The sequence below is a fragment of the Halothece sp. PCC 7418 genome (genome assembly GCF_000317635.1).
GTDB lineage: Bacteria > Cyanobacteriota > Cyanobacteriia > Cyanobacteriales > Rubidibacteraceae > Halothece.
Window position 1 is genome coordinate 3,684,266 of record NC_019779.1, and the last position, 22,721, is coordinate 3,706,986.

A 22,721-nucleotide genomic window follows, 5' to 3' on the forward strand; every position below is an offset into this window, starting at 1 on the left:
ACCCCTTTCAAACAAGAATTAGCGAGGATAAAACAGCACTTTCTCAAATTCCCCCTTTCCAAGGGGGGATAGGGGGGATAAACCACCCCTTTCAAACAAGAGTTAGCAAGGATAAAACAACCCCTTCCCAAGTCCCCCCCTTTCCAAGGGGGGTTAGGGGGGATAAATCACCCAAAGAAAAGTAACAATGTCCAACATCAAACAAGGTAAATACTTTCTACCATACAACGAAAAACTAACGGAACAAGCCAAAGCAATGCGGAAAAATCCCACACCCGCAGAACGAAAACTCTGGCAATTTTTAAGAACATTTCCTCTAAAAATGTGGCGACAAAAACCCATTGATAATTTTATTGTTGATTTTTATTGTCCGAAATTAAAATTGGTGATCGAGGTTGATGGTGAGGGTCATTTTACACGAGATGGAATGGCTTATGATGCTGAAAGAACGAAGGTTTTAGAGGGGTATGGTTTGCGGGTGGTTCGCTTTACGAATGATCAGGTGTTGCGTGAGTTTGAGGCGGTTTGTGAGGAGATTATGGGGTTTATCCCCCCTAGCCCCCCTTCGGAAGGGGGAATAAGAATGATCGGGAGGTGTTGGGAATATGAAGCAGTCTGAAAAGAGATTAGATGAACTTGGAATTGTTGGTCGTGGTAGATCAAGACATAGACCTCGTGATGCTGAACATCTTTATGGTGGAAAATATCCCTTTATTCAAACAGGAGATGTAAAGCATTCAAATCTCTATATTACTCAGTATTCTCAAACATATAGTGAAGCTGGACTGGCACAAAGTAAACTATGGAAAGCTGGAACTCTTTGTATTACGATCGCTGCTAATATTGCTGAAACTGGAATTTTAGGAATAGATGCTTGTTTCCCTGATAGTATTATAGGTTTTACTCCTGATCCTGAAAAAGCAAACGTTAAGTTCATAAAATATCTTTTTGATGCGTTACTAAAGAAAAGATATAAGTTATTTACACAAGGAGCAGCGCAAGATAATTTAAGTCAGTCAAAATTACTCTCTATCAAATTTCCAGTTCCAGATATTAAAACTCAGAATAAAATCGCAGATATTCTATCAAAATATGATGATTTAATCGAAAATAATCGCCGTCGCATTGAGTTATTAGAGGAGTCGGCGCGTCTGCTGTATCGGGAATGGTTTGTTCATCTGCGCTTCCCTGGTCACGAACACTCTCCTATTATTGATGGTATTCCTGAAGGTTGGGAACTCAAAAAAATTGAAGATATCGCAGACATTACTATGGGACAAAGCCCAAAATCTGAATACTATAATAATGAGGGGTTAGGTTTACCTTTCCATCAAGGAGTGTCTGACTTCAGCACAAGATTTCCTAGCACAAGTAAGTATTGCAATAAAGGTTCGAGATATGCAGAAGAAGGAGATATCTTGTTTAGTGTTCGTGCGCCTGTTGGACGAATAAATATTAGCTTAGAGAAAATTGTTATTGGTCGTGGTTTAGCTGCAATAAGATCAAAATGTAATCAGCAAAATTTCTTATTTTATCAATTAAAAAACTATTTTTTTAGAGAAGATATGATCGGAAGTGGTGCTATATTTGCTTCGATTAGAAAAGATGACTTAAAGAAAGTAGAGTTGTTAACTCCTTCGGAAAATTTAATTCAGTTATTTATCAATCAAGTAACAAAGATTGATAAGCAAATAAGAACTTTATACCTACAAAATCAAAAACTATCACAAGCCCGTGATTTACTTTTACCACGTCTAATGAATGGAGAAATAACCGTATGAGTTATAGCGAAGAAACCCTCGTTCAAACCACCACCGCCAACTATTTACATGATGAACTCGAATGGGAATCGATCTACGCTTATAATCAAGAAGACTATGGCGAAAATAGCCTTCTCGGACGGGAAAATCGCAAACAAATTATCCTCACTCGCTACTTAGAAAGAAAACTGCGAGAATTGAATCCCAATCATCCCGACGAAGCCTATCAAGAAGCAATTCGCACTTTAACCGATTATAGCGTTAGCCAAAGTTTATTTAAGATTAACCAAGAAAAACACAACCTCCTCAGAGATGGAATACAAGTTAGTTATCGCAACGAAAAAGGGGAAACCGTTAAACCAATTCTGAATGTTTTTGATTTCGAGACTCCCACAAATAATCATTTTTTAGCAGTGCGGGAACTTTGGATTGAGGGGAAATTATACCTGAGAAGAGCCGATCTCGTTTGTTTTGTAAATGGGATTCCGCTAATTTTTATGGAATTAAAAAACATTTGGCGTTCCCTTCGCGCTGCTTACGAGGAAAATTATAAAGATTATCTGGACACTATTCCTCAATTATTTTATTACAACGCCATTGTTGTTTTCGGAAATGGTAAAGATGCAAAGATGGGAACAATTGGTTCTCGCTTTGAATATTTCCAAGACTGGAAACGCTTACAAGAAAGCGATGCTGGTGTCGTGAATATGGAAACCTTACTCAAAGGAGTCTGTCAGAAAAATAATCTTCTTGATCTGTTTGAAAACTTTATTCTCTTTGATGATTCTTCCCAAGAGACGGTTAAAATTATCGCTCGCAATCATCAGTATTTGGGAGTCAATAACGCGATCAAAGCTGTAAAAAACCGTCAAACACTAGAACGCAAACTAGGCGTATTTTGGCATACTCAAGGCTCTGGAAAAAGTTATTCGATGGTCTTTTTTGTGCGGAAAGTTCGGCGCAAGTTAGGCGGAAACTTTAGTTTTGTGGTCTGTACTGACCGTGAAGACCTCGACAATCAAATTTATAATACCTTTGCAGGCTGTGGATTGGCAAACAACGATCGCGATCCTTGTCGCGCTACCAGTTCCAATAATTTAAAACAATTACTGCAAGAACGCAAAGCCTGTATTTTCACTCTGATCCAAAAGTTTAAGCAAGCGGTTGATCCCAATGAACCCTACAATGAACGAGATGACATCATTATTATCAGTGATGAAGCACACCGTAGCCAATATGGAAACCTTGCATTAAATCAACGTAACGCTTTACCCAACGCCAGCTTTATCGGGTTTACAGGAACGCCTCTTTTCCAAAATGATGAAATCACCAGCCGTTATTTTGGGGATTATGTCTCCACTTACGACTTCCAACGGGCGGTGGAAGATAACGCCACTGTTCCCCTTTATTACGACGCACGAGGGGATAAACTGGAAATTGCGACTAATGATGTTAATGAACGCATCGCAGAAAAACTCGAAGCATTAGAAGTTGAGGGAGATGTGGAGAGACGCATTCAGCAAGCGTTAAAGAGTTCTTATGGTGTGATTACAGCAGAACCGAGACTGGACGCGATCGCGCAGGATTTTGTGAGACATTACGCCAACGGTTGGGAAATGGGAAAAGCGATGTTTGTCTGCATCGACAAAATAACTTGTGTGCGGATGTATGAGAAAATAACCCATTATTGGCAAGAGGAAATTAACCGACTCCAACAACAATTAAACAGCATCACCGACCAACAAGAAGCAGTTTACAAACAACGTCAAATCGAATGGATGGAAGAAACCATCGCCTCTGTTGTCGTCAGTCAAGATCAGGGAGAAGTGCAAAAGTTTCGGGAGTGGGGATTAGAAGAAGAACTCAACTTTCATCGTAACCGCATTAATAACGGATTTGAACTCACAGACGGAAAACTAATTAGTCTCGAAACGGCGTTTAAGGATGCTAATCATCCCTTTCGGATCGCGATCGTTTGTGCAATGTGGTTAACTGGTTTTGATGTTCCCTGCCTTTCTACACTCTATCTCGATAAACCGCTAAAAGCCCATACTTTAATGCAAGCGATCGCACGGGCGAATCGGGTTTATGAAGGAAAAAATAACGGTTTAATTGTTGATTATTGCGGGATTCTGCAAAACTTAAGAGAAGCCCTCGCCACATTTGCAGGAACAGGAGATGAAGGAAGAGAAGAAGAGGATCAAAGAGTGAATCCTGCAAAGTCACAGGAACATCTTTTAGAGGAATTACAAAGCGCGATCGATGAAGTAAGGGAATTTTTGCGCGATCGAAATGCGTCTTTAGATGCCATTCTAGAAGAAACAGGTTTTGCCCGTAATGCTGCGATTATAACGGCAAAAGAAGCGATTAATGAAGATAGCGAAACTCGTAAACGCTTTAGAATTTTATGTCGCCACGTCTTTCGGAAGTTCACCGCAAGTACGAATATTACTGGAATTAATGACTATCGTAAAGTCTATGATGCAATTAAATTACTGGATAAGGAATTAGAAACCGACGAACAAGTTACTGACATTAATCAAGTGTTGAGGGAACTGTATCAAACCGTTGGCGAAACCATTGAAGTTAGGAACACCAACACAGAAGATGGCGAACTTTATGATATCAGTCAGATTAATTTTGAACGTCTTAAAGAAGAGTTTCGCAAAAGTTCTCAACCGCGAACTACTGTCCAAAATCTCAAACAAGCGGTTGAAAACCGACTCAGCCAGATGATTAATCGCAATAGTTCCCGCATTGATTATCAAAGACGTTATGAAGAAATCATCGATCGTTATAACCAAGAAAAAGACCGTTTAACGATTGAACAAACCTTTGAAGAACTGTTTAATTTTATCCAAGACTTAAACGAAGAAGAACAGCGATCAACTCGTGAAGGCTTAAGCGAAGAAGCCCTTGCCATTTTTGATTTACTGAAAAAGCCAAATCTCGAACAATCAGAACTTAAACATATTAAACAAGTGGCGAGTAACTTGTTGCAATTATTAAAAGAAGAAATCAGCCAATTAGATCAATGGTATGAGAAAGAATCTACGCGCGATCGGATTAATGGCAAAATTTATGATTTTCTCTACAGTGAAGAAACGGGTTTACCCGTAGAGAGTTATGAAGAAGAAGACATTGCAGATAAGACAAAAGTTATTTTCCTTCATGCCATGCAAGTTTATCAAACTGTTCCTTCCCCTTGTTATCAAGATGCTGCCTGAGCGCGATTAGAGAAAAATGAAAGCATAATTTATAATTTAACTTGAACCAAGTAAATTAAGAGTAAGATTGATTATCTTGTGGCGTTTAATCTTGTTATCCCTACGAAGCTGGTTTCTCCTCTTGGGTATTAGATGAAATACAGAAAAGCCTGCTACATACCAATCCCCCCAATCCTCACGCTTTGCTCCGGCCCGAACTCACGGGGGATCGTTAAACCAGTCTTATGTAGCAACCATTGGAGTATCCCAACGAGAAAATAGTGACACCACACTATCGAGCGTCACTATTTTTTCTAGGGAACGAAAGGATGAATTAAGCAACAAACCCAAGCGGGGAAACTAGAGTTGGCACTCTGCAGCCCGAGAAATATTTTGCAGTTCCATCTCAGGACAAGTGCGCTTGCATAAGCCTGTTAAGACATTACCCGGTCCGACTTCAATTAATTGTGAAACGTCTTCCTCAGCAAGTTTTAAGAGGGTTTCTCGCCAACGGACTGTTCCTGTCATTTGTTCCATGAGACGGGTTTTGAGTTCCGTTGCATCAATAGTTGGGGTCGGATTAACGTTGGATAAAACGGGAACAATCGCTTCACCAAAAGAAACCTCATCAAGAAGTTGTTTATAGTCTTGAGCGACACTAGCCATGAGGGGAGAATGGAACGCCCCAGAGACATTTAAAGGGACGGCTCGTTTGGCTTTGACTTCCGAGAGAATCGAATCCACTGCTTCTGGCGTTCCCGAAATAACCACTTGTTGGGGGCTGTTGTCGTTTGCTAGCACAACATCATTGTTTTTGTCAAGTGCTGAGTCTAATTGAGCGCGATCGATTTTCATCAGGGCGACCATTTTGCCCCCGGCTGCAGTATCCATCAGTTTTGCCCGTTGTTGCACTAAGCGCAACCCTGCTTCAAAACTAAACACACGGGCTGCATATAAGGCGCTGTATTCCCCTAAGCTATGACCAGCGACATATTGGGGTAAATATCCCGCTTTATCAAGCAAAAGGTCAATGAGGATGGACTCGACCACATAGAGACAGGGTTGGGTGTAGAGGGTACGAGAAAGATTCGCTTCATCTTGACGACAGGTCTCAAGGACAGACCAGCCTAAAATTTCTTCTGCTTTTTCAAATTTTTCTTTCCCAAGAGAGGTTTCTACTAAATCGGCTTCCATGCCAATGGTTTGCGATCCTTGTCCAGGAAAAACAAAAGCAAGTTTAGTCATTCTAATTTGTTATTTACGATACAGTTTTTAAGGCTCAATTTGCCATTGTACGATCGCGCTGCCCCAAGTTAACCCAGCACCAAACCCCGACATGGCGATAATATCTCCAGACTGCAGTTTTCCCGCCCGTTGCGCCTCATCTAAGGCTAAAGGAATCGATCCTGCGGAAGTATTGCCAAAGTTTGCCAAATTACTAATCACCCGCTCTGGGGGAAGACTTAACCGTTGTGCAACCGCATCCATAATCCGTTGATTGGCTTGATGGAGCAACAACCAATCTACGTCTTCCGAGGTTAAATCTGCATGAAATAACGCCTTAGAAATGACTTCAGGAACTTTTTCCACCGCAAAGCGATAGACTTCTTTTCCTTTCATCGTAATCGGCTGATAATGCCCTTGGTTGACCTCAATCGAATCGACGATAGTTTTCTCCGAACCGTGATAGCCAAGGTTTAAAGTATGGCTCAATTGACCATCACTACACAACTCAAACCCCAAAAGCCGATCGCGCTCTGCAGAAGTGGCTTCAATCACCACTGCTCCTGCACCATCCCCAAATAAAATACAAGTGCTGCGATCCGACCAATCCACCCAACGGGATAAGACATCCGCCCCAATCAACAACACCTTCTGATAAGCCCCTGTGCGGATAAACTGAGCGGAATTCACCAAGCCAAACACAAAGCCCGAACAAGCAGCCGTGAGGTCAAACGCCACCGCATGATTCGCCCCAATCGCGGTTTGAATACTCACTGCACTCCCAAACAAATCATCAGGGGTGGAGGTGGCTAAAATCAGCAAATCAATTTCTTCGGGAGCAACTTGCGCCATAGCGAGGGCTTGATGGGCTGCTTGCGCTCCAATTGTCTTTAAAGACTCTCCTGAAGCCGTCAAACAACGCTGTTTAATCCCTGTGCGCGTAGTAATCCACTCATCGGAGGTTTCCACCATCTGCGCGAGATCTTGATTCGTCAATCGACCTGAAGGGATACCCGAGCCACTTCCTGTAATTGCGATTCCTGCTGAATATAATTCGTTCCTCATGCTTCTCCTCGGGGGGGTTGACCGCTCAGTGTTGAATCAGGGATGGAAGTTTGCTGTAATGAGTCTTCCCGATCTTCTAGACCTGCACTGTAAGAGCGAAGACGTGCTAAAACTTTTTCATCCACAGCATCTTTAGCCAAGCGAATCGCATTGTAAATCGAAGGAGCTTGAGAACTACCATGACTAATAATACAGATCCCATCGACCCCTAATAACAACGCGCCACCATGTTCAGCATGATCCACCCGTTGTTTAATTCGTTTCAGGTTGGGTTTGAGTAAAGCGGTTCCCACCATACCATTTAAGCCTTGAGGGAGTTCTTCTTTCAGAATATTGAGTAAGACTTCACCGATGGCTTCCGCAAACTTAAGAATAACATTGCCAACAAAGCCATCACAGACAATGACATCAAAGTTACCCGAGAGAACATCGCGCCCTTCTGCATTTCCCACAAACGGAATTTGTGGATTTGCCGTCATTAACTGGTGAGCGCGAATCGAGGCTTCATTCCCTTTAGAAGGTTCTTCCCCAATATTCAGTAATCCCACTTTCGGTTCAGCATTGCCCAGAACGTATTTACTATAAACCGTTCCCATCAGACCAAACTGCTCTAAATACTTAGCACGACAATCCACCATTGCCCCTGCATCGAGGATAATAACGGATTTACCCGCAATCAGCGTCGGGAGAATCGCCCCAATCGCAGGTCGGTCAATGCCTTTTAAGCGTCCTAAGCGTAACAAAGCTGCTGCCATGGCTGCTCCAGAATGTCCCGCAGAAACAACGGCTTCAGCCCGTTCAGCTTTTACCATGTCCATCGCAACATTAATGGAGGCTTTGCGTTTGCGCTTTAGCCCTGCCATTGGCTCTTCTGACATTTCGATGACCCCTTCCGAGGGTATCACCTCTACATGAGGATTGTTGACACTGCCTGCGGATTCAAGGTGGGGCTGAATTTGTTCAGGATCACCAACCAAAAGCACATCTACGTCGAGTTCTTCTGTGGCTCGGATAGCCCCTGTAATAATTTCGCCGGGAGCATGGTCGCCTCCCATAGCGTCAACTGCAATTTTTGCGCGAGTCGATCCCATAAATCAAATTAGTAGAAGCGTTAAGGATTTTAACAAGCCCGTGAGGAGCTTTTTAAAAGTAAACAGTTAAATTTTAAGTTAAAACAATAAACCTGTGTCTCTTTAAGATAGATTACAGGTTGTTGGCACAACTGACTAGTAGTGTTTTCTAGGTAATTGGAAATTTTTTCAGTTTAATGGTGTTGGAGTGTTATGTGGGATTTGCTGGGTTGGAGTGCGTTGATCGGAATATTATCGGGATGGGGACAAGAGCCACCGCCTCTCAAACCAGTGCAACCGTTGGCTTGGGAGGAATTAGCTTTATTTTCTCTTCCTCATGATCCCGATCCAATGATTGAAAAGACTGTGGCAAACTATTTACAAAATTTATCGCAGTTAGGGATTAACCAAGATTCGCAAGGGGTTTGGTTGGCTTCTGATTGGTGGACGTTTGCGGATCATCGGGGAAGGATTCCACAGTCGGCTGCTTCTCTCACTAAAATTGCTACCAGTTTGGCTGCTTTAGAAACCTATGGGAGTGATTATCAGTTTGTCACGAAGGTGAAGCACACAGGAGTCATTGCGGGGGGTGTGCTACAAGGAGATTTAATTGTGGAAGGAGGGGGTGATCCCTTTTTTGTCTGGGAGGAGGCGATCGCGCTCTCTAATCGCTTAAATGAATTAGGGATTCAAACGGTGACGGGGAATTTAATCGTCACAGGTGATTTTTTTATGAATTACCAGCAAAACTCCCAAACCTCGGCTCAACTTCTCGCTCAAGGGCTTAATTCTCAACGCTGGTCAAAGCAAGCCCAACAGCAATATCAGACTCTTCCAAATGAGACTCCTCGCCCGCAAGTGAGGATTTCAGGAAATGTCATTGTCAAGGCTCAGGGTGATTTTCCTGAAGTGACTCCCCTGATTGAGCAGCAATCGTTACCCCTAACCCAAATTCTGCAACAAATGAATATTTACAGTAATAATAAACTGGCTGACCTCATTGCGCGATCAGTGGGTGGTGTCGAAACAGTGGAAGCTATTGTCAGGGAAACAACAGGTGTTTCCCCAGAAGAAGTCCAACTGATTAATGGGTCAGGGTTAGGGGTGACGAATCGGTTATCACCACGGGCGGTAACAAAAATGTTGCGGATGATTGATGGAAAATTAAATGCTCAGGGGGGAAGTCTTCGGGAGATTTTACCTGTCAGTGGGATTGACGTGGGGACGGTGCGCGATCGCGCGATCCCTCAAGGAATTCCTGTTAAAACGGGAAGCCTCTGGAATGTCAGTGCTTTAGCAGGGGTGATGAATACTGAACAGCACGGACGGGTTTATTTTGCAATGATTAACCAAAATGGCAATCTTGATACTTTCCGCCAACAACAAGATCAACTCCTGCAAAGTTTACAGCAGCAGTGGGATTTAATTCCTTTTGATCAAAATGTCGCTGTACAACTGGGTGATCCAACACGAATTGATTAGTCATCTGTTCATGGTTCATAGTTCATAGTTCGTGGTTCATTGATTAACAACCAACAAATAACGAAGAACGAATAACAAAGAACAAAAATTTAAAATGTCCCTCAAGAAGCGTGAAAACTACTATACATCATTTTTTCTTTGCTTTTTTTGCTGCTTTACGTTCTTTTTCTTTTTGTTTTTGTTTCTCCTGTTTGGCTTTTCGTTTGGCTTCGGCTTGTGCTTTTTCTTCCGCTAAACGAACCGCTTCGGCTGCTTCTTCTTTCTTCTGGAGATAATAGTGATAGTCGCCATTATAAACCACTAATTCCCCTTCGCTAATTTCGACAATTTTTGTCGCTACTTTTGAAATAAAATAGCGATCATGAGACACAATTAAAGCCGAACCATCATAATTTTGCAATGCCGATTCAATCGTTTCTTTGGCGGGAATATCTAAGTGATTGGTTGGCTCATCTAGAATTAATAAATTAACGGGTTGTAAGAGCATTTTTGCAAGGGCGAGTCTTGCTTTTTCTCCTCCGCTAAGGGTTGCTACTTTTTTCTTGACGGTATCGCCACTAAATAAGAACTTACCCAGTAACGCTCGGATTTCTTCATATTTCCAATCAGGAACGGCTTTGTGAATGGTTTCTTCAACGGTTAAGGTGAGATCGAGGGCTTCGGCTTGGTTTTGCTCAAAATAACCTGGAATAACGTTATGTTTTCCCAGTTCAACTGTTCCTTCAGTTGGGGTTTCTAAGCCCATAATTAGACGGAGAATGGTTGATTTTCCTGAGCCATTGGGCCCTAAAAAGGCAACGCGATCGCCGCGCTCCACTAATAAATTTGCTCCCAGAAATAAAATCTGATCGTCAAAGCTATGGGTTAAATCTTCAATTTTAACCACTTCTTGACCACTGCGAGGGGCGGTGGGAAAGCGAAACTTCAGTGTTTTTACATTAGCGTCTGGTGCGTCAATTTCTTCGATTTTTTCCAGTTGCTTTTCCCGACTTTTAGCTTGGGTGCTGCGAGTCGCACTGGCGCGAAATCGCTCGACAAATTGTTCTTGTTTGGCAATTTCTTTTTGTTGTCGTTCATAAGCACTCATTTGTGCTTGTCGGTTAAATTCTTTTTGTTCGAGATAACTGGAATAATTCCCTAAATAAGTGGTAGAAACGCCACGTTCGGTCTCAACAATTTGGGTACAAAGGCGGTCTAAAAATTCGCGATCGTGAGAAACAATCACCATCGGTGTTGTTAAGTTTTTGAGATATTTTTCGAGCCATTCAATGGTTTCTAAATCCAGATGGTTGGTCGGTTCGTCTAAGAGGAGAACATCGGGTTCTTGTAACATTACTTTACCCAGACAAATTCGCATTTGCCAACCGCCACTAAAGCTAGTGACAGCGCGATCGCCGTCTTCAGGGGTAAACCCTAATTCAGGTAATAAACAACTAATTTTTGTATCTAATTGATACCCGTCATGGGCTTCAAATTCTTGTTGATACCGATCGAGCTTGCGAATTAATTTATCTAATTCCTCTGGATCGGCATTTTCCATATCTTTCTGCACTTTTTCCAGATTTTTATGAACAGCATTGGCTTGTTCAAACACCCGCCAGAGTTCTTGTCTCACCGTTAATGTTGGATCAATATCAAATTCTTGACTTAAACAACTAATTTTCAAGGCTGCGGGTCGAATAATTTCTCCTGTTGTCGGTTCGGTTTCCCCCATAATCATCTTCAGTTGGGTGGTTTTTCCCGCACCATTGACCCCAACGAGTCCAAGACGTTCTCCGGCTTTGACCTCCCAGTTAACATCTTTCAGGACTTCTCCAGTGGGATAAGTTTTACTAATTTTTTCGAGTCTGAGAATTGACATTGTTTAGACGATGCTGCTGATTGAACATTGATTCACTCTCTATCCTATCTGCTGTTCTTGCAGAAAAACTGATTAATTCAAGCTGAACATCCCTTGAATAAGCATCTAACTTGCAACCCTAGAATTTAATGATGGTAAAAATCTATTTGATGGCAACCTGCTTTTTGGAAGGGTCATTTATCTGTTATTAATGGTCTTGGTAAATTGGCTAATTAAAATCATTGCTAACCCCTAACCAAGCATTAAAAGCTGAGGTTTAATGAGCATAATCAAGCCAAATAAAAGCATAAAGACACCAGAAAATAATTTCAGGATTCGTCCTTGGTCTTCACTTAAACGAGAGGATTGGAAAGAATAAATAAAACTCAGTAAAATTGCTAACAGTGGCAAAATATAAATGAGAGCATATAATGCTGTCCAAATCGTGTAACAGAATCCAACATTTGTTGTACAATGATTGACTAAGGTTGTCATGTAAACAACAGGGAGAATTGCGGTGCAGCCAAGTTCAATAATATTGACAAAAATGGCGAGTAAAATTGTTGCCCCTAAAGCCAACCAAAATTGCTTAGATTCAACTTTAGCCCGATTCAATTGTCTGGCAATTCCTCCTGCTTTTTTGGTAATCGTTAACTGTTGTTTTTCTGAGAGGGAAAGAGAAACCGATTGCTTAAAAAAGAAATAGTCTTTGATATTAATAATACCTGTAGTTGTGATGATCGCGCCTAAAATAATGAGGGCAATTTGACCATATTTTTCTAAAAAGAATGACCCCACTAAAACCATCGCCATAATAAAGCCAAAGTACATGACAGCAGAGGTCAAAATAAAGGTTGAACCGACAATGGTCATATCCGTTTTACTCTTAGTATAAGTGAGGAGAGAAAGGAGGATAATTAGAACCGTAAAAGCACACGGATTAAACCCATCTGCAAACGCGATCGCGCTGACAAATAAAGGAAACGGTAGTCCCTCTGCTAAGTTTTGAACCACAGCATCTGGCGTTAACACGATAAAGGAAAAAAGACTTAATAAGGTAATCGCTAATAAGCCACCAATCCAATAGCGTTGATGCTGTGCTGTCGATAATCTTCCTTTCACCAGTGGATAGCTAATCGCATATAAAAGCGGTAAAAAGAAGACAGACCAGGGTAAAGATGATTCTGATTTTTGTTGTTCTACATTCTCTGTCTGATCAGGGGTATTCAGAGGCGCGTTTAGTTCTTCTTCAATCGCCTTGATCATTTGATTTTTATAACCTAAATAGGCTTGATAACTCGGATTATATTCTAGTTCTCCTTGGGCTTTGGTATAGCCAACAAAGGTTTTATCGCCAATGACTGTGCGCGGAACACCCGTTGCTTGAATGTTATTTTCTTCTAAATAATTGCGCCAAACTTCAGGTTGTTCACTGACTTCAACTCGGTTAACACTCACTCCTTCATTATTTTCTTCAATATAATTGAGGAGGGGTTTTTGTTCTGCACAGTGAGGACAAGTTTTGCTATAGTAAAAATCAACAGTAACCGTTTCCTGTTCAGCGATAACAGAGGTTTGACTAGAGAAAAGAAGAGTGAGAATAATTGTCAATGACAGCAGCAGCGATCGCGCAATTAATTTTAAAAGTTTCATCGGTTTCAATCCATAAAAGTGACACTAAATCTTAAATTTCCGTCAGTGACAGAACGAGGTTGATAGCGAATCATAGCACGATGATCGCGCCAATTTTCTCGCCATTGAAACTTCACATTTCCTGCAACGACTTGTGTTTTATAAACCTTTCCATCTAATACTAAAGCAATCCTCGCTTCACCATCAATATACCCTTTTCCCATAATCAACAAGCCATAAGTGGGTTTAGCAACCCGCCGTTTTCTGAGGAGAAGTTGCTGGTTTTCAGTCGGATCAGAAAGTTGATGAAGTTGTGTTCTTGTCGTACAACTGGATAAGGATAAGAGTAAAAATAGAGAAATCGTTAATCTCAAGTAATTTATCATATCGAAATTTCATCTATTTTCGATCAGTTCAATTACAGAACTGAATGGGAGTAGAAAATGTTGAGTTTCATTCTTATTCTACCCAATAGAAAGATTGGAATTATCTGTGCAAGCCGTCACCGATCGCGCTCTCATTATTTTTATCTCGTCAAAGTCTGCGTATCCGAGACCAGTGACCAGTGACATTCGTTAGGATCAATCCCCTTGTTTTAGATAGTCGTCTGGAGATAAGTCAGTCGATTGGGGAGAAGTAAGCATTGTCTTTAGACCTGATTAGACCTTAATTTTTTCACGCTTTCACGCGATCGCGCAGTCAGTAAACTTACGATGTTCAGGAGAATAAAAAGCTAACACAATCTCCTCTTTAGCAATCCCTTCTCTGATTAATTCATTTGCAATTCCTTCTTCTGTCCAATCTTCCTCAATGTAAATTTTATTATTTTTAAGACGAACATAAACCGACATAGCATTGACTTTTTCTCCATTTTTCCAACCAATATTTAACCAAATATAGTGACCTCGTTCATCATCAAAAATCAATACTTCATCGACATCAGGGTCAGAGACTGGTAAGAAAATTTTATGATATTCCGTTAAGATTTTCTTGATGATTGTTTGGTAATGATTTAATTGATCCATTGTCTAACTTCGTCTGTATTTAAATCAACAACTAATAATAAAACTTGATAAGTTTTCAAAATCAACTGAATCGCAATTTGTTGAAAAAATTGATCGTAAATATCTTGATTGACCGCTAAATAAATTTTATAATCAGCGTGCGTCTGCTCAATAAAAGTTCTATAAATTAGGTATTGACCCAAAGCCGTTTGGAATTCCCGCATTGGAGAACGACCAACAAAACTCTTGACCTCAATCACAACTTTTTGCTCTTCTTTTGTTGCAGCGATCGCCTTTTCTCCAGCAAGATCAGCCAGTAGCCTAACCTCTTTATATTGAATTGGATAAGGGTCAGCAACAATGTCCCAACCATCTTTGATTAGAGCGTTTTTAACCGCATCATGAATCCTATCTTTAGCTGACATATTTTAATTTTACTATATTATAACGAAACTCCTCCGCTAAACTAGAGTTGAGAGTAGTAATTCACTCAATTAACCATGAGTCAAAAATTAGAAGCAATCTTTGATGGTACAAGTCTTCAACCTATGATTCCCTTAACCTTAAAGCCAGGAACACGAGTCCGTATTATCGTTGAGAGTGTAGAATCTAGCACAGAAGATCAACCGAAAACTTTTCTGCAAACTGCTAAATCTCTGAATCTAGAAGGGAATCCAGATTGGTCGGAAAATCTTGATAAATATTTATATTCACAAGATACTGAATCAGAATGATTGAAGTTTTTCTTGACACTTCTTTTGCCATTGCTTTGTCTTCAGTGAGCGATAAAAATCATCTTAAAGCTGTTCAAATTGCTAACCAACTTGAAAAAAATCAAACTCGCTTAGTCACTACTCAAGCAATCCTATTAGAAATCGGGAATGCACTTTCTAAAAAAAATATCGGTTAGCAGCAATTCAACTCCTTGAATCTATTGAGAGCTTTATTAATCTCTAATTGAACGCGATCGCGCTCTCATTATTTTTCTCTCATCAAAGTCTGCGTATCCCAGACTTAATCGCACTGTTTTATGAGATTTCAAAAAATTGTTAGGCTATTTACGCGATCGCGCAGTCAGTAAACTTGCGATGTTCAGGAGAAGTTAACATCTTCATAAGTGGTACTGACGCTGATTTGAGAATTGATTGTTTGTAAGTTCAGAGATTCATCATCAGACCGATAAAATTTGAGTAACCAATTTCCTTCTGAGGTACGCTGAAAATAATCGATGCGCTTTTGTTTGGTGCTAATCAGTAAATATTCTTTTAAAGTTTCTATTGTCTGGTAATCTATAAATTTATCCCCACGATCAAACGCTTCTGTGGAGTCTGATAAAACTTCAACAATCAAGCAAGGAAACTGTTTATAAAGTGATGTGTCTCGATCATTTGGGTTACAGGTAACTAAAATATCAGGATAATAAAATCGCTTAAGAGACGGAATTTGTAGTTTCATATCTGATAAATACACCCGACATTGTGAACCACGTAGCTGACTTTTTAAGGCACTAGCTACATTCAGCGCGATCGTCACATGAGTATCAGTTGCACCTGCCATCGGATAAATTTTACCATTAATATATTCATGTTTGACTTGACTTTTTTCTTCTTGGTTTAGATAGTCTTCTGGAGATAGGTAAGTCGATTGAGGAGAAGTAACCATTGTCTTTAGACCTTAATTTTTTCACGCGATCGCGCTTTTCAGTAAACTTACGATGTTCAGGAGAATAAAATGTTAAAACATATAGCAGTTCTAAATCTTATGTAACAAGTTGATTAACCGTTCCCCCCTTTCAAAGGGGGGTTAGGGGGGATTACTTAGCACCTGTTGGCATTCCTAAAATGTCCTCAATTTTGGGCATTTCTTCTAACGGAATCACGCGACCTTCTTCCTCAAAATTCTCAATTTGATCAAAGTTGAGATAACGATATAAATCATCAGCAAAGGGATTAATTTTCTCCTGCACGATCGCGAGATATTCATCCACAGTGGGAATATAACCCAACAACGCACAAACCGCAGCTAACTCCGCAGAACCGAGATAAACTCGCGCACCTTTCCCCATGCGATTATTAAAATTACGAGTCGAGGTAGAAAAGACTGTTGCTTCATCTTCTACTCGCGCTTGGTTTCCCATACACAGGGAACAACCAGGCATTTCTGTCCGTGCGCCAGCAGCAGCAAAAACGCCATAAACCCCTTCTTCGCGGAGTTGTTTCTCATCCATGCGAGTCGGCGGACAAATCCAGAGGCGAACTTTTGCAGTTCCTGCATTTTCTAAAATCTTCGCAGCAGCGCGATAGTGACCAATATTAGTCATGCAAGACCCGATGAAGACCTCATCAATTTTATCGCCCGCACATTCTGACATTAACTTCACATTATCTGGGTCATTCGGTGCAGCGACAATGGGTTCTTTAATCTCGTTTAAGTTGACTTCAACCGTGTCCACATATTCCGCATCATCATCCGCTTCTAATAACTCTGGGTTATCCAGCCATTCCTGCATTTTTGCAGCGCGACGTAACAGCGTGCGGGAGTCTTGATAGCCTCGCGCGACCATGTTTTTAATTAGGGCAATGTTAGAGTTGAGATACTCTGCAATGGTTTCTTTCCCTAACTTAATCGTACAGCCAGAACAAGAGCGTTCAGCAGTGGCATCCGTTAACTCAAACGCCTGTTCAACTTTCAAGTCGGGTAAACCTTCCATCTCCATGATGCGACCCGAGAAGACGTTTTCTTTGACTTCAGTTCCGACGGTTAACTTTCCTTGCTGCATGGCGACATAAGGAATGGCGTTAACGATATCACGAAGGGTTACACCAGGCTGTAATTCGCCAGTAAAGCGCACTAAAACTGATTCTGGCATATCTAGAGGCATTGCACCCAATGCAGCAGCAAACGCCACTAAACCCGACCCTGCGGGGAAGGAAATACCAAGAGGGAAACGGGTATGAGAATCACCGCCAGTTCCCACAGTATCAGGGAGTAACATTCGGTTTAACCAAGAGTGGATAATACCGTCACCAGGTTTTAAGGAAACGCCACCTCTGTCTGCGAAGAAGTCGGGGAGTTGTTGATGGGTTTTCACGTCAACGGGTTTGGGATAGGCTGCGGTATGACAGAAACTTTGTAAGACAAAATCAGCATTAAACCCAAGACAAGCCAACTCTTTTAACTCATCGCGAGTCATGGGTCCTGTGGTATCTTGAGAACCAACGGTGGTCATAATGGGTTCACAGGATGTTCCTGGACGAATCCCGTCAACGCCACAAGCCCGTCCCACTATTTTTTGGGCGAGAGTAAAGCCTTTATTATTTTCTGCGGGAACTTCGGGACGAGTGAACAGAGAGGTCACTTCTAAGCCTAATGCTTCTCGGGTTTTATCGGTTAAAGCCCGTCCAATCATTAGTGGAATGCGTCCACCGGCGCGGACTTCATCTAGGATGGTGTTGGGTTTGGCGGTGAAGGTGGTTAAGGTTTCTCCTGCTTCGTTGGTGATTTTTCCTTCGTAGGGATAGATGGTGATGACATCGCCTGTGTTCATCTGGGTGACATCGCACTCGATGGGAAATGCACCAGAATCTTCTGCGGTATTGAAGAAAATAGGAGCAATTTTCCCGCCGAGAATGTAGCCACCAGCGCGTTTGTTGGGAACATTAGGAATATCATCTCCGATGTGCCACAACAGGGAGTTAATCGCGGATTTTCTCGATGATCCTGTTCCGACAACATCCCCGACGTAAGCAACGGGTAAGCCTTTTGCTTTCAGTTGCGCCAGTTGTTCTAAGCCTTCTGGCATCCGCGACTCTAGCATGGCGAGGGCATGAAGGGGAATATCGGGGCGTGTTGTGGCGTGAGGCGCTGGAGATAGATCATCGGTGTTGGTTTCTCCAGGGACTTTAAAGATGGTAACTTGGATTTGTTCGGGGACTTCTGGCTTGTTGGTAAACCAAGTTCCTTCCGCCCACTCATCAATCACTTGTTTCGCATATTGATTGTCTTGGGCGAGTTCAAAAACATCGTTAAACGCATCAAACGCGAGAATGGTTCGACTCAAGGCTGTGGCTGCTTTTTGCGCGAGGTTGCTATCAGAGGATTTGAGAAATTCAATCAGAGATTGCACATTATAACCACCGACCATGGTTCCGAGGAGTTCCACGGCTTCTTCTGCGGTAATCAGGGGACAGTTGACTTCTCCTTTCCCAACGGCGGTGAGAAACCCTGCTTTGACATAAGCTGCTTCATCAACACCAGGAGGAACGCGATCGCGCAAAAGATATAATAACTCTTCTTCTGTTCCTTCTGGAGGCTGTTTTAATAATTCACATAACTCAGAGGTTTGTTCGGCGTTGAGGGGGAGGGGAGGAATCCCTTGTTTGGCTCTTTCTGCTGCGTGTTGCCGATACGTTTCTAACATTTTATCGTGAGTTCTCCTATCGTGTATCTATGCTATTTCACCGATCATAGTCTTCTAAGATCATTGTAATGGTAGCAACAGAAGCATTCGATAACGATCAAAATCTAGCACTCCGACAGATGAAACCGTCCTCCACTTGGCTCAAGGACGGTGAAACCTACTAGCTAAGGTTTAAAGCCTGTTCTAGACAAGATCTAATTCTTCTACCTGAATATCGACTCCACTACGATTTTCACCAAAGCCGAAGTAGATGAAATGCTCTAAAGCTGAACTCAACTGACCATTGTCAACTGCGGTTGCAACATCAGGATTGACATTTAAGTATTCCTGAGCTTCAAAAAATTCATATCCAGTCCCATTACGCCCTTCATTCATTCCAAAAATGAGGAAATGGTCTAAGCCATTAACAAAGTCTCCAGCTATCACCGCATCTTCAACATCAGGATTATTTTCCAAGTAGCTGTCTTCTGTAAACAAGGACAAAATAAGGCTTGGGGCACGCTCTTCTTCTATGCCAAATTCTAGAAAATGTTCCACTCCCGTCTCAAATAGACCCGTGTCAACCGCTTCTGCTACATCAGGATTATTATTCAGATAAAATTCCTCATCAAACAACTCCGTTACTGTCGCAAGTTGAGATGTAGTAGGATCAAGATCAAGATTCGCATCGGCTAGTGCTGGAGCTTGTTCATCATTGGCAGGAACAGGCGTTTGCTCTTCCACCTCTGGGGCATCATTAGTACCTTGAATAATAATAGAAACGGTAGCTGGTTCACTTTCCAATTCCCCATCGCTAGCACGATAAGTAAATGTAACGGGTTGCCGTTCTCCTAATGCTAAATCATCAAACGCGCCATTAGGATCAAATTCATAACTGCCATCTAGATTGACAGTGAGTGACCCACCACCAAGGGAAATTGGTGTGCCAACATTGTCTGCATTGCCTTCCACTGCACTAACTTCGCTCGGTTGACCACTTTCGAGATCAAAATCATTATTCAGAATGCTATTTTCTATTGTGACAGTAAGAGGAGTGTCTTCATTGGTACGATTGGTGTCATTTCTTACTTCTGGTGGATCATTAACGGGTTCAACTTCAACCTGAAATGTCTGTTGAACCGACGCTTCCGAGGAATCAATAGCTACAACAGTAATCTCAGCATCACCATTGGCATTTTCTTCTAAAGTGAGGGTGAGTTCTCCTGTGTTTGGGTCAACGCTGGTAGTGACTAATTCTTGATCGCTACTAGTCGCCGTGAAAGTTAACTCCGAATCAGGAGTCTCCACATCTTCAAAGAAGTCAACTAAGGGAATGGGAGTAATCGTCTCATCTTCCTCTACTTCCAGATCGGGAAGTGGATTTTCTATTTCTGGTGGATCATTAACGGGTTCAACTTCAACCTGAAATGTCTGTTGAACCGACGCTTCCGAGGAATCGATAGCTACAACAGTAATCTCAGCATCACCATTGGCATTTTCTTCTAAAGTGAGGGTGAGTTCTCCTGTGTTTGGATCAACGCTGGTAGTGACTAATTCTTGATCGCTACTAGTCTCCTCGAAAGTTAACTCCGAATCAGGAGTCTCCACATCTTCAAAGAAGTCAACTAAGGGAATGGGAGTAATCGTCTCATCTTCCTCTACTTCCAGATCGGGAAGTGGATTTTCTATTTCTGGGGAATCATTGACTCCTTCTATACTCACTGTCACTTGGGCAGTATCGGTTTCATTACCATCAGAGATGGTGTAGGTAAAGCTGTCTATTGCTGTTTCTCCGACGGCTAGAAAATCAAACTCTCCGTTGGGGTCATAGTCAAATGTCCCATCCTCATTGAGAGTTAATAAAGCTCCCGAATCCAAATCAATCTGTCTTTCCACATCAGATTCATTCTCATTAACTGCGGTAACAATTAGGTCATCGTCATCTCCATCGGGATCGCTATCTTCTTCATCGGGATTTTCAGCGAAGACATCGCCATTGAGTAAGGTCTCTTCATCGGTGCTGACTTCATCATCCACTGCTACTGGAGGCAGATTCCCATCAATAATGACCGTCTCCGTCTCGTCGATGGCATCCTCTGCTCCTTCAAGAAAAGAGAAAGAGATAGTCGTATTGAAGATTTCCTCTCCTTCTGGGAGATCATCCTCCTCAATCGGAATGTCGAGGCTACCAGTGTTGTCATTGATTTCAATAGTTCCCGTGAGATCTACCCCGAAATCTGCTGCCTCAATGCCCTCACCGCTAAGTTCGTAATCAACGAGTTCTCCATCTGCAATATTGGTGGTTGTTACCGTTACCGTCGCACTTCCCCCTTCTTCAACGGGGTTGGGCTCGACTTGAACCTCTACTGTCGGCTTCTCAACGATGACCGTCTCCACATTGTCCTCAATGGGTTGATCAACTCCAGGCTCTCCCCCAGCAAAGAAGATCGCGGTATTGAAGATTTCCTCTCCTTCTGGGAGATCATCCTCCTCAATCGGAATGTCGAGGCTACCAGTGTTGTCATTGATTTCAATAGTTCCCGTGAGATCTACCCCGAAATCTTCTGCCTCAATGCCCTCACCGCTAAGTTCGTAATCAACGAGTTCTCCATCTGCAATATTGGTGGTTGTTACCGTTACCGTCGCACTTCCCCCTTCTTCAACGGGGTTGGGCTCAACCTGAACCTCTACTGTCGGCTTCTCAACGATGACCGTCTCCACATTGTCCTCAATGGGTTGATCAACTCCAGGCTCTCCCCCAGGAAAGAAGATCGCGGTATTGAAGATTTCCTCTCCTTCTGGGAGATCATCCTCCTCAATCGGAATGTCGAGGCTACCAGTGTTGTCATTGATTTCAATAGTTCCCGTGAGATCTACCCCGAAATCTTCTGCCTCAATGCCCTCACCGCTAAGTTCGTAATCAACGAGTTCCCCATCTGCAATATTGGTGGTTGTTACCGTTACCGTCGCACTTCCCCCTTCTTCAACGGGGTTGGGCTCGACCTGAACCTCTACTGTCGGCTTCTCAACGATGACTGTCTCCACATTGTCCTCAATGGGTTGATCAACTCCAGGCTCTCCCCCAGGAAAGAAGATCGCGGTATTGAAGATTTCCTCTCCTTCTGGGAGATCATCCTCCTCAATCGGAATATCGAGGCTACCAGTGTTGTTATTGATTTCAATAGTTCCCGTGAGATCTACCCCGAAATCTGCTGCCTCAATGTCCTCACCGCTAAGTTCGTAATCAACCGTTTCTCCATCGGCAATATCAGTGGTCGTTACCGTGACCGTCGCGGTTCCTCCTTCTTCAACGGGGTTGGGCTCGACTTGAACCTCTACTGTCGGGTCGGGAACAGCTTCGACGTTGATGGTAACGATAGCTGTACCGATAACAGATTGAATGCCATCAAATACAGTGGAGATTTCATAAGTAAAAGCATCGGTGTCAATTTCTCCTTCATTCAAGTTGTCAAAAGCACCGTTAGGATCATAGGTATAACTGCCATCATTTTCTAAAATCACTTCACCTAGAGTACCGCTATCATCTATAGCAGAGACAAAAACGGAGTTATTCCCCTCTGGATCACTATCAATGTCATTTGCCAGAAAGTTAATAGGAATTGGGGTATCTTCATCAGTAGTGAAGCTATCATCTATAGCGACTGGTAATTCGTCGATATTGTTAAGAGTCACAGTAACTGTAGCTTCTACAATATCTGGATCTGACACATCAGTTTCAGTTGCCTTTGCAATGAACTCGAATGTAGGATTTTCTTCACGATCTAGCTCTTCGGGGTCTCGAACAAGAATAGGAACTTCCCCATCCCCACCAGTACCCTGTTCTATATAAAAGGAAGGGATGCCGTTATTATTTGTATCGGGAACATCAACCAAGGTAACAAGACTAGAACCTAAGTCACTGGATGCTACTACGATATCTACTTCTGTATCAACAGCACTATTTTCATCAACCGTAAAGTCATAGGGAAGGTCCAAAAATTCTACTGCCATTTTTCACTCCTTAAGAAGAATAATTATA

At 42.2% G+C, this 22,721-nt stretch carries 17 protein-coding genes; 6 read left to right on the forward strand and 11 right to left on the reverse strand.

Annotation, left to right across the window (positions count from 1 at the left end; genetic code table 11):
• Window positions 1-187: 187 nt before the first annotated feature.
• Genes PCC7418_RS16875 through PCC7418_RS16885 form a run of 3 tightly spaced genes read left to right on the forward strand, consistent with a single transcriptional unit; the run spans window position 188 to window position 4,987 of the window.
• The gene (locus PCC7418_RS16875; protein ID WP_015227399.1) at window positions 188-619 is read left to right on the forward strand and encodes an endonuclease domain-containing protein; all 432 of its coding nucleotides are present in this window, start codon (window positions 188-190) and stop codon (window positions 617-619) included.
• On the forward strand, window positions 606-1,781 hold the full coding sequence (locus tag PCC7418_RS16880) for a restriction endonuclease subunit S (RefSeq protein ID WP_015227400.1): 1,176 nt from the start codon (window positions 606-608) through the stop codon (window positions 1,779-1,781). Before PCC7418_RS16875 ends, PCC7418_RS16880 begins: the two co-directional genes overlap by 14 nt.
• The gene (locus PCC7418_RS16885; RefSeq protein WP_015227401.1) at window positions 1,778-4,987 is read left to right on the forward strand and encodes a type I restriction endonuclease subunit R; all 3,210 of its coding nucleotides are present in this window, start codon (window positions 1,778-1,780) and stop codon (window positions 4,985-4,987) included. Before PCC7418_RS16880 ends, PCC7418_RS16885 begins: the two co-directional genes overlap by 4 nt.
• Window positions 4,988-5,326: 339 nt before the next feature.
• On the opposite strand, the gene fabD is transcribed toward PCC7418_RS16885, so the two are convergent.
• From fabD to plsX, 3 genes are read right to left on the reverse strand one after another with little or no spacing between them, the layout of a single operon-like run.
• Window positions 5,327-6,211: an ACP S-malonyltransferase gene (gene fabD / locus PCC7418_RS16890; protein WP_015227402.1), complete on the reverse strand. Its 885-nt coding sequence runs from the start codon at window positions 6,209-6,211 to the stop codon at window positions 5,327-5,329.
• A 27-nt stretch (window positions 6,212-6,238) separates the two neighbouring features.
• A complete protein-coding gene (locus tag PCC7418_RS16895; RefSeq protein ID WP_015227403.1) occupies window positions 6,239-7,255 on the reverse strand; it encodes a beta-ketoacyl-ACP synthase 3 in 1,017 nt (338 codons plus the stop codon).
• Complete coding sequence (plsX, locus tag PCC7418_RS16900; protein ID WP_015227404.1) at window positions 7,252-8,346, reverse strand: phosphate acyltransferase PlsX; 1,095 nt, start codon at window positions 8,344-8,346, stop codon at window positions 7,252-7,254. The genes PCC7418_RS16895 and plsX overlap by 4 nt, the downstream gene beginning before the upstream one ends.
• Before the next feature lie 192 nt (window positions 8,347-8,538).
• Here plsX and PCC7418_RS16905 point away from each other — a divergent pair, with 192 nt between their 5' ends.
• On the forward strand, window positions 8,539-9,807 hold the full coding sequence (locus tag PCC7418_RS16905) for a D-alanyl-D-alanine carboxypeptidase (RefSeq protein ID WP_015227405.1): 1,269 nt from the start codon (window positions 8,539-8,541) through the stop codon (window positions 9,805-9,807).
• Between the two features lie 127 nt (window positions 9,808-9,934).
• Here PCC7418_RS16905 and PCC7418_RS16910 read toward each other — a convergent pair whose 3' ends face one another.
• From PCC7418_RS16910 to PCC7418_RS16930, 5 genes are all read right to left on the reverse strand, one after another.
• Entirely contained in the window at window positions 9,935-11,662 is a 1,728-nt protein-coding gene (locus tag PCC7418_RS16910) for an ABC-F family ATP-binding cassette domain-containing protein (RefSeq protein ID WP_041596764.1), read from the reverse strand.
• A gap of 237 nt (window positions 11,663-11,899) precedes the next feature.
• Complete coding sequence (locus PCC7418_RS16915; protein ID WP_015227407.1) at window positions 11,900-13,300, reverse strand: hypothetical protein; 1,401 nt, start codon at window positions 13,298-13,300, stop codon at window positions 11,900-11,902.
• A gap of 5 nt (window positions 13,301-13,305) precedes the next feature.
• Window positions 13,306-13,665, reverse strand: coding sequence for a hypothetical protein (locus PCC7418_RS16920; protein WP_015227408.1), 360 nt, complete (start codon window positions 13,663-13,665; stop codon window positions 13,306-13,308).
• 297 nt (window positions 13,666-13,962) lie between these two features.
• Window positions 13,963-14,304 (reverse strand): XisI protein, encoded by a 342-nt coding sequence (locus tag PCC7418_RS16925; protein ID WP_015227409.1) that lies wholly within the window; start codon window positions 14,302-14,304, stop codon window positions 13,963-13,965.
• On the reverse strand, window positions 14,292-14,708 hold the full coding sequence (locus PCC7418_RS16930) for a XisH family protein (RefSeq protein WP_015227410.1): 417 nt from the start codon (window positions 14,706-14,708) through the stop codon (window positions 14,292-14,294). Before PCC7418_RS16930 ends, PCC7418_RS16925 begins: the two co-directional genes overlap by 13 nt.
• Window positions 14,709-14,783: 75 nt before the next feature.
• On the opposite strand from PCC7418_RS16930, the gene PCC7418_RS16935 reads away from it, so the two are divergent.
• Entirely contained in the window at window positions 14,784-15,017 is a 234-nt protein-coding gene (locus tag PCC7418_RS16935; RefSeq protein WP_015227411.1) for an antitoxin family protein, read from the forward strand.
• Window positions 15,014-15,193 carry a type II toxin-antitoxin system VapC family toxin gene (locus PCC7418_RS16940; protein WP_015227412.1) on the forward strand — a complete coding sequence of 60 codons (180 nt, stop codon included), beginning with the start codon at window positions 15,014-15,016 and terminating at the stop codon, window positions 15,191-15,193. Before PCC7418_RS16935 ends, PCC7418_RS16940 begins: the two co-directional genes overlap by 4 nt.
• A gap of 182 nt (window positions 15,194-15,375) precedes the next feature.
• Here the strand turns inward: PCC7418_RS16940 and PCC7418_RS16945 are convergent, their stop codons facing one another.
• From PCC7418_RS16945 to PCC7418_RS16955, 3 genes are all read right to left on the reverse strand, one after another.
• Window positions 15,376-15,945 carry a Uma2 family endonuclease gene (locus PCC7418_RS16945; RefSeq protein WP_015227413.1) on the reverse strand — a complete coding sequence of 190 codons (570 nt, stop codon included), beginning with the start codon at window positions 15,943-15,945 and terminating at the stop codon, window positions 15,376-15,378.
• A gap of 151 nt (window positions 15,946-16,096) precedes the next feature.
• Window positions 16,097-18,703: a bifunctional aconitate hydratase 2/2-methylisocitrate dehydratase gene (acnB, locus tag PCC7418_RS16950; protein WP_015227414.1), complete on the reverse strand. Its 2,607-nt coding sequence runs from the start codon at window positions 18,701-18,703 to the stop codon at window positions 16,097-16,099.
• A 183-nt stretch (window positions 18,704-18,886) separates the two neighbouring features.
• Window positions 18,887-22,693 carry an Ig-like domain-containing protein gene (locus PCC7418_RS16955; RefSeq protein ID WP_015227415.1) on the reverse strand — a complete coding sequence of 1,269 codons (3,807 nt, stop codon included), beginning with the start codon at window positions 22,691-22,693 and terminating at the stop codon, window positions 18,887-18,889.
• Window positions 22,694-22,721: the final 28 nt, after the last annotated feature.

Excerpts from the sequence above, each read along its gene's own strand:
- PCC7418_RS16875 (WP_015227399.1), top strand. The coding sequence starts at position 188 with ATGTCCAACATCAAACAAGGTAAATACTTTCTACCATACAACGAAAAA.
- PCC7418_RS16880 (WP_015227400.1), top strand. The coding sequence starts at position 606 with ATGAAGCAGTCTGAAAAGAGATTAGATGAACTTGGAATTGTTGGTCGT.
- PCC7418_RS16885 (WP_015227401.1), top strand. The coding sequence starts at position 1,778 with ATGAGTTATAGCGAAGAAACCCTCGTTCAAACCACCACCGCCAACTAT.
- fabD (WP_015227402.1), bottom strand. The coding sequence starts at position 6,211 with ATGACTAAACTTGCTTTTGTTTTTCCTGGACAAGGATCGCAAACCATT.
- PCC7418_RS16895 (WP_015227403.1), bottom strand. The coding sequence starts at position 7,255 with ATGAGGAACGAATTATATTCAGCAGGAATCGCAATTACAGGAAGTGGC.
- plsX (WP_015227404.1), bottom strand. The coding sequence starts at position 8,346 with ATGGGATCGACTCGCGCAAAAATTGCAGTTGACGCTATGGGAGGCGAC.
- PCC7418_RS16905 (WP_015227405.1), top strand. The coding sequence starts at position 8,539 with ATGTGGGATTTGCTGGGTTGGAGTGCGTTGATCGGAATATTATCGGGA.
- PCC7418_RS16915 (WP_015227407.1), bottom strand. The coding sequence starts at position 13,300 with ATGAAACTTTTAAAATTAATTGCGCGATCGCTGCTGCTGTCATTGACA.
- PCC7418_RS16920 (WP_015227408.1), bottom strand. The coding sequence starts at position 13,665 with ATGATAAATTACTTGAGATTAACGATTTCTCTATTTTTACTCTTATCC.
- PCC7418_RS16925 (WP_015227409.1), bottom strand. The coding sequence starts at position 14,304 with ATGGATCAATTAAATCATTACCAAACAATCATCAAGAAAATCTTAACG.
- PCC7418_RS16930 (WP_015227410.1), bottom strand. The coding sequence starts at position 14,708 with ATGTCAGCTAAAGATAGGATTCATGATGCGGTTAAAAACGCTCTAATC.
- PCC7418_RS16935 (WP_015227411.1), top strand. The coding sequence starts at position 14,784 with ATGAGTCAAAAATTAGAAGCAATCTTTGATGGTACAAGTCTTCAACCT.
- PCC7418_RS16940 (WP_015227412.1), top strand. The coding sequence starts at position 15,014 with ATGATTGAAGTTTTTCTTGACACTTCTTTTGCCATTGCTTTGTCTTCA.
- PCC7418_RS16945 (WP_015227413.1), bottom strand. The coding sequence starts at position 15,945 with ATGGTTACTTCTCCTCAATCGACTTACCTATCTCCAGAAGACTATCTA.
- acnB (WP_015227414.1), bottom strand. The coding sequence starts at position 18,703 with ATGTTAGAAACGTATCGGCAACACGCAGCAGAAAGAGCCAAACAAGGG.
- PCC7418_RS16955 (WP_015227415.1), bottom strand. The coding sequence starts at position 22,693 with ATGGCAGTAGAATTTTTGGACCTTCCCTATGACTTTACGGTTGATGAA.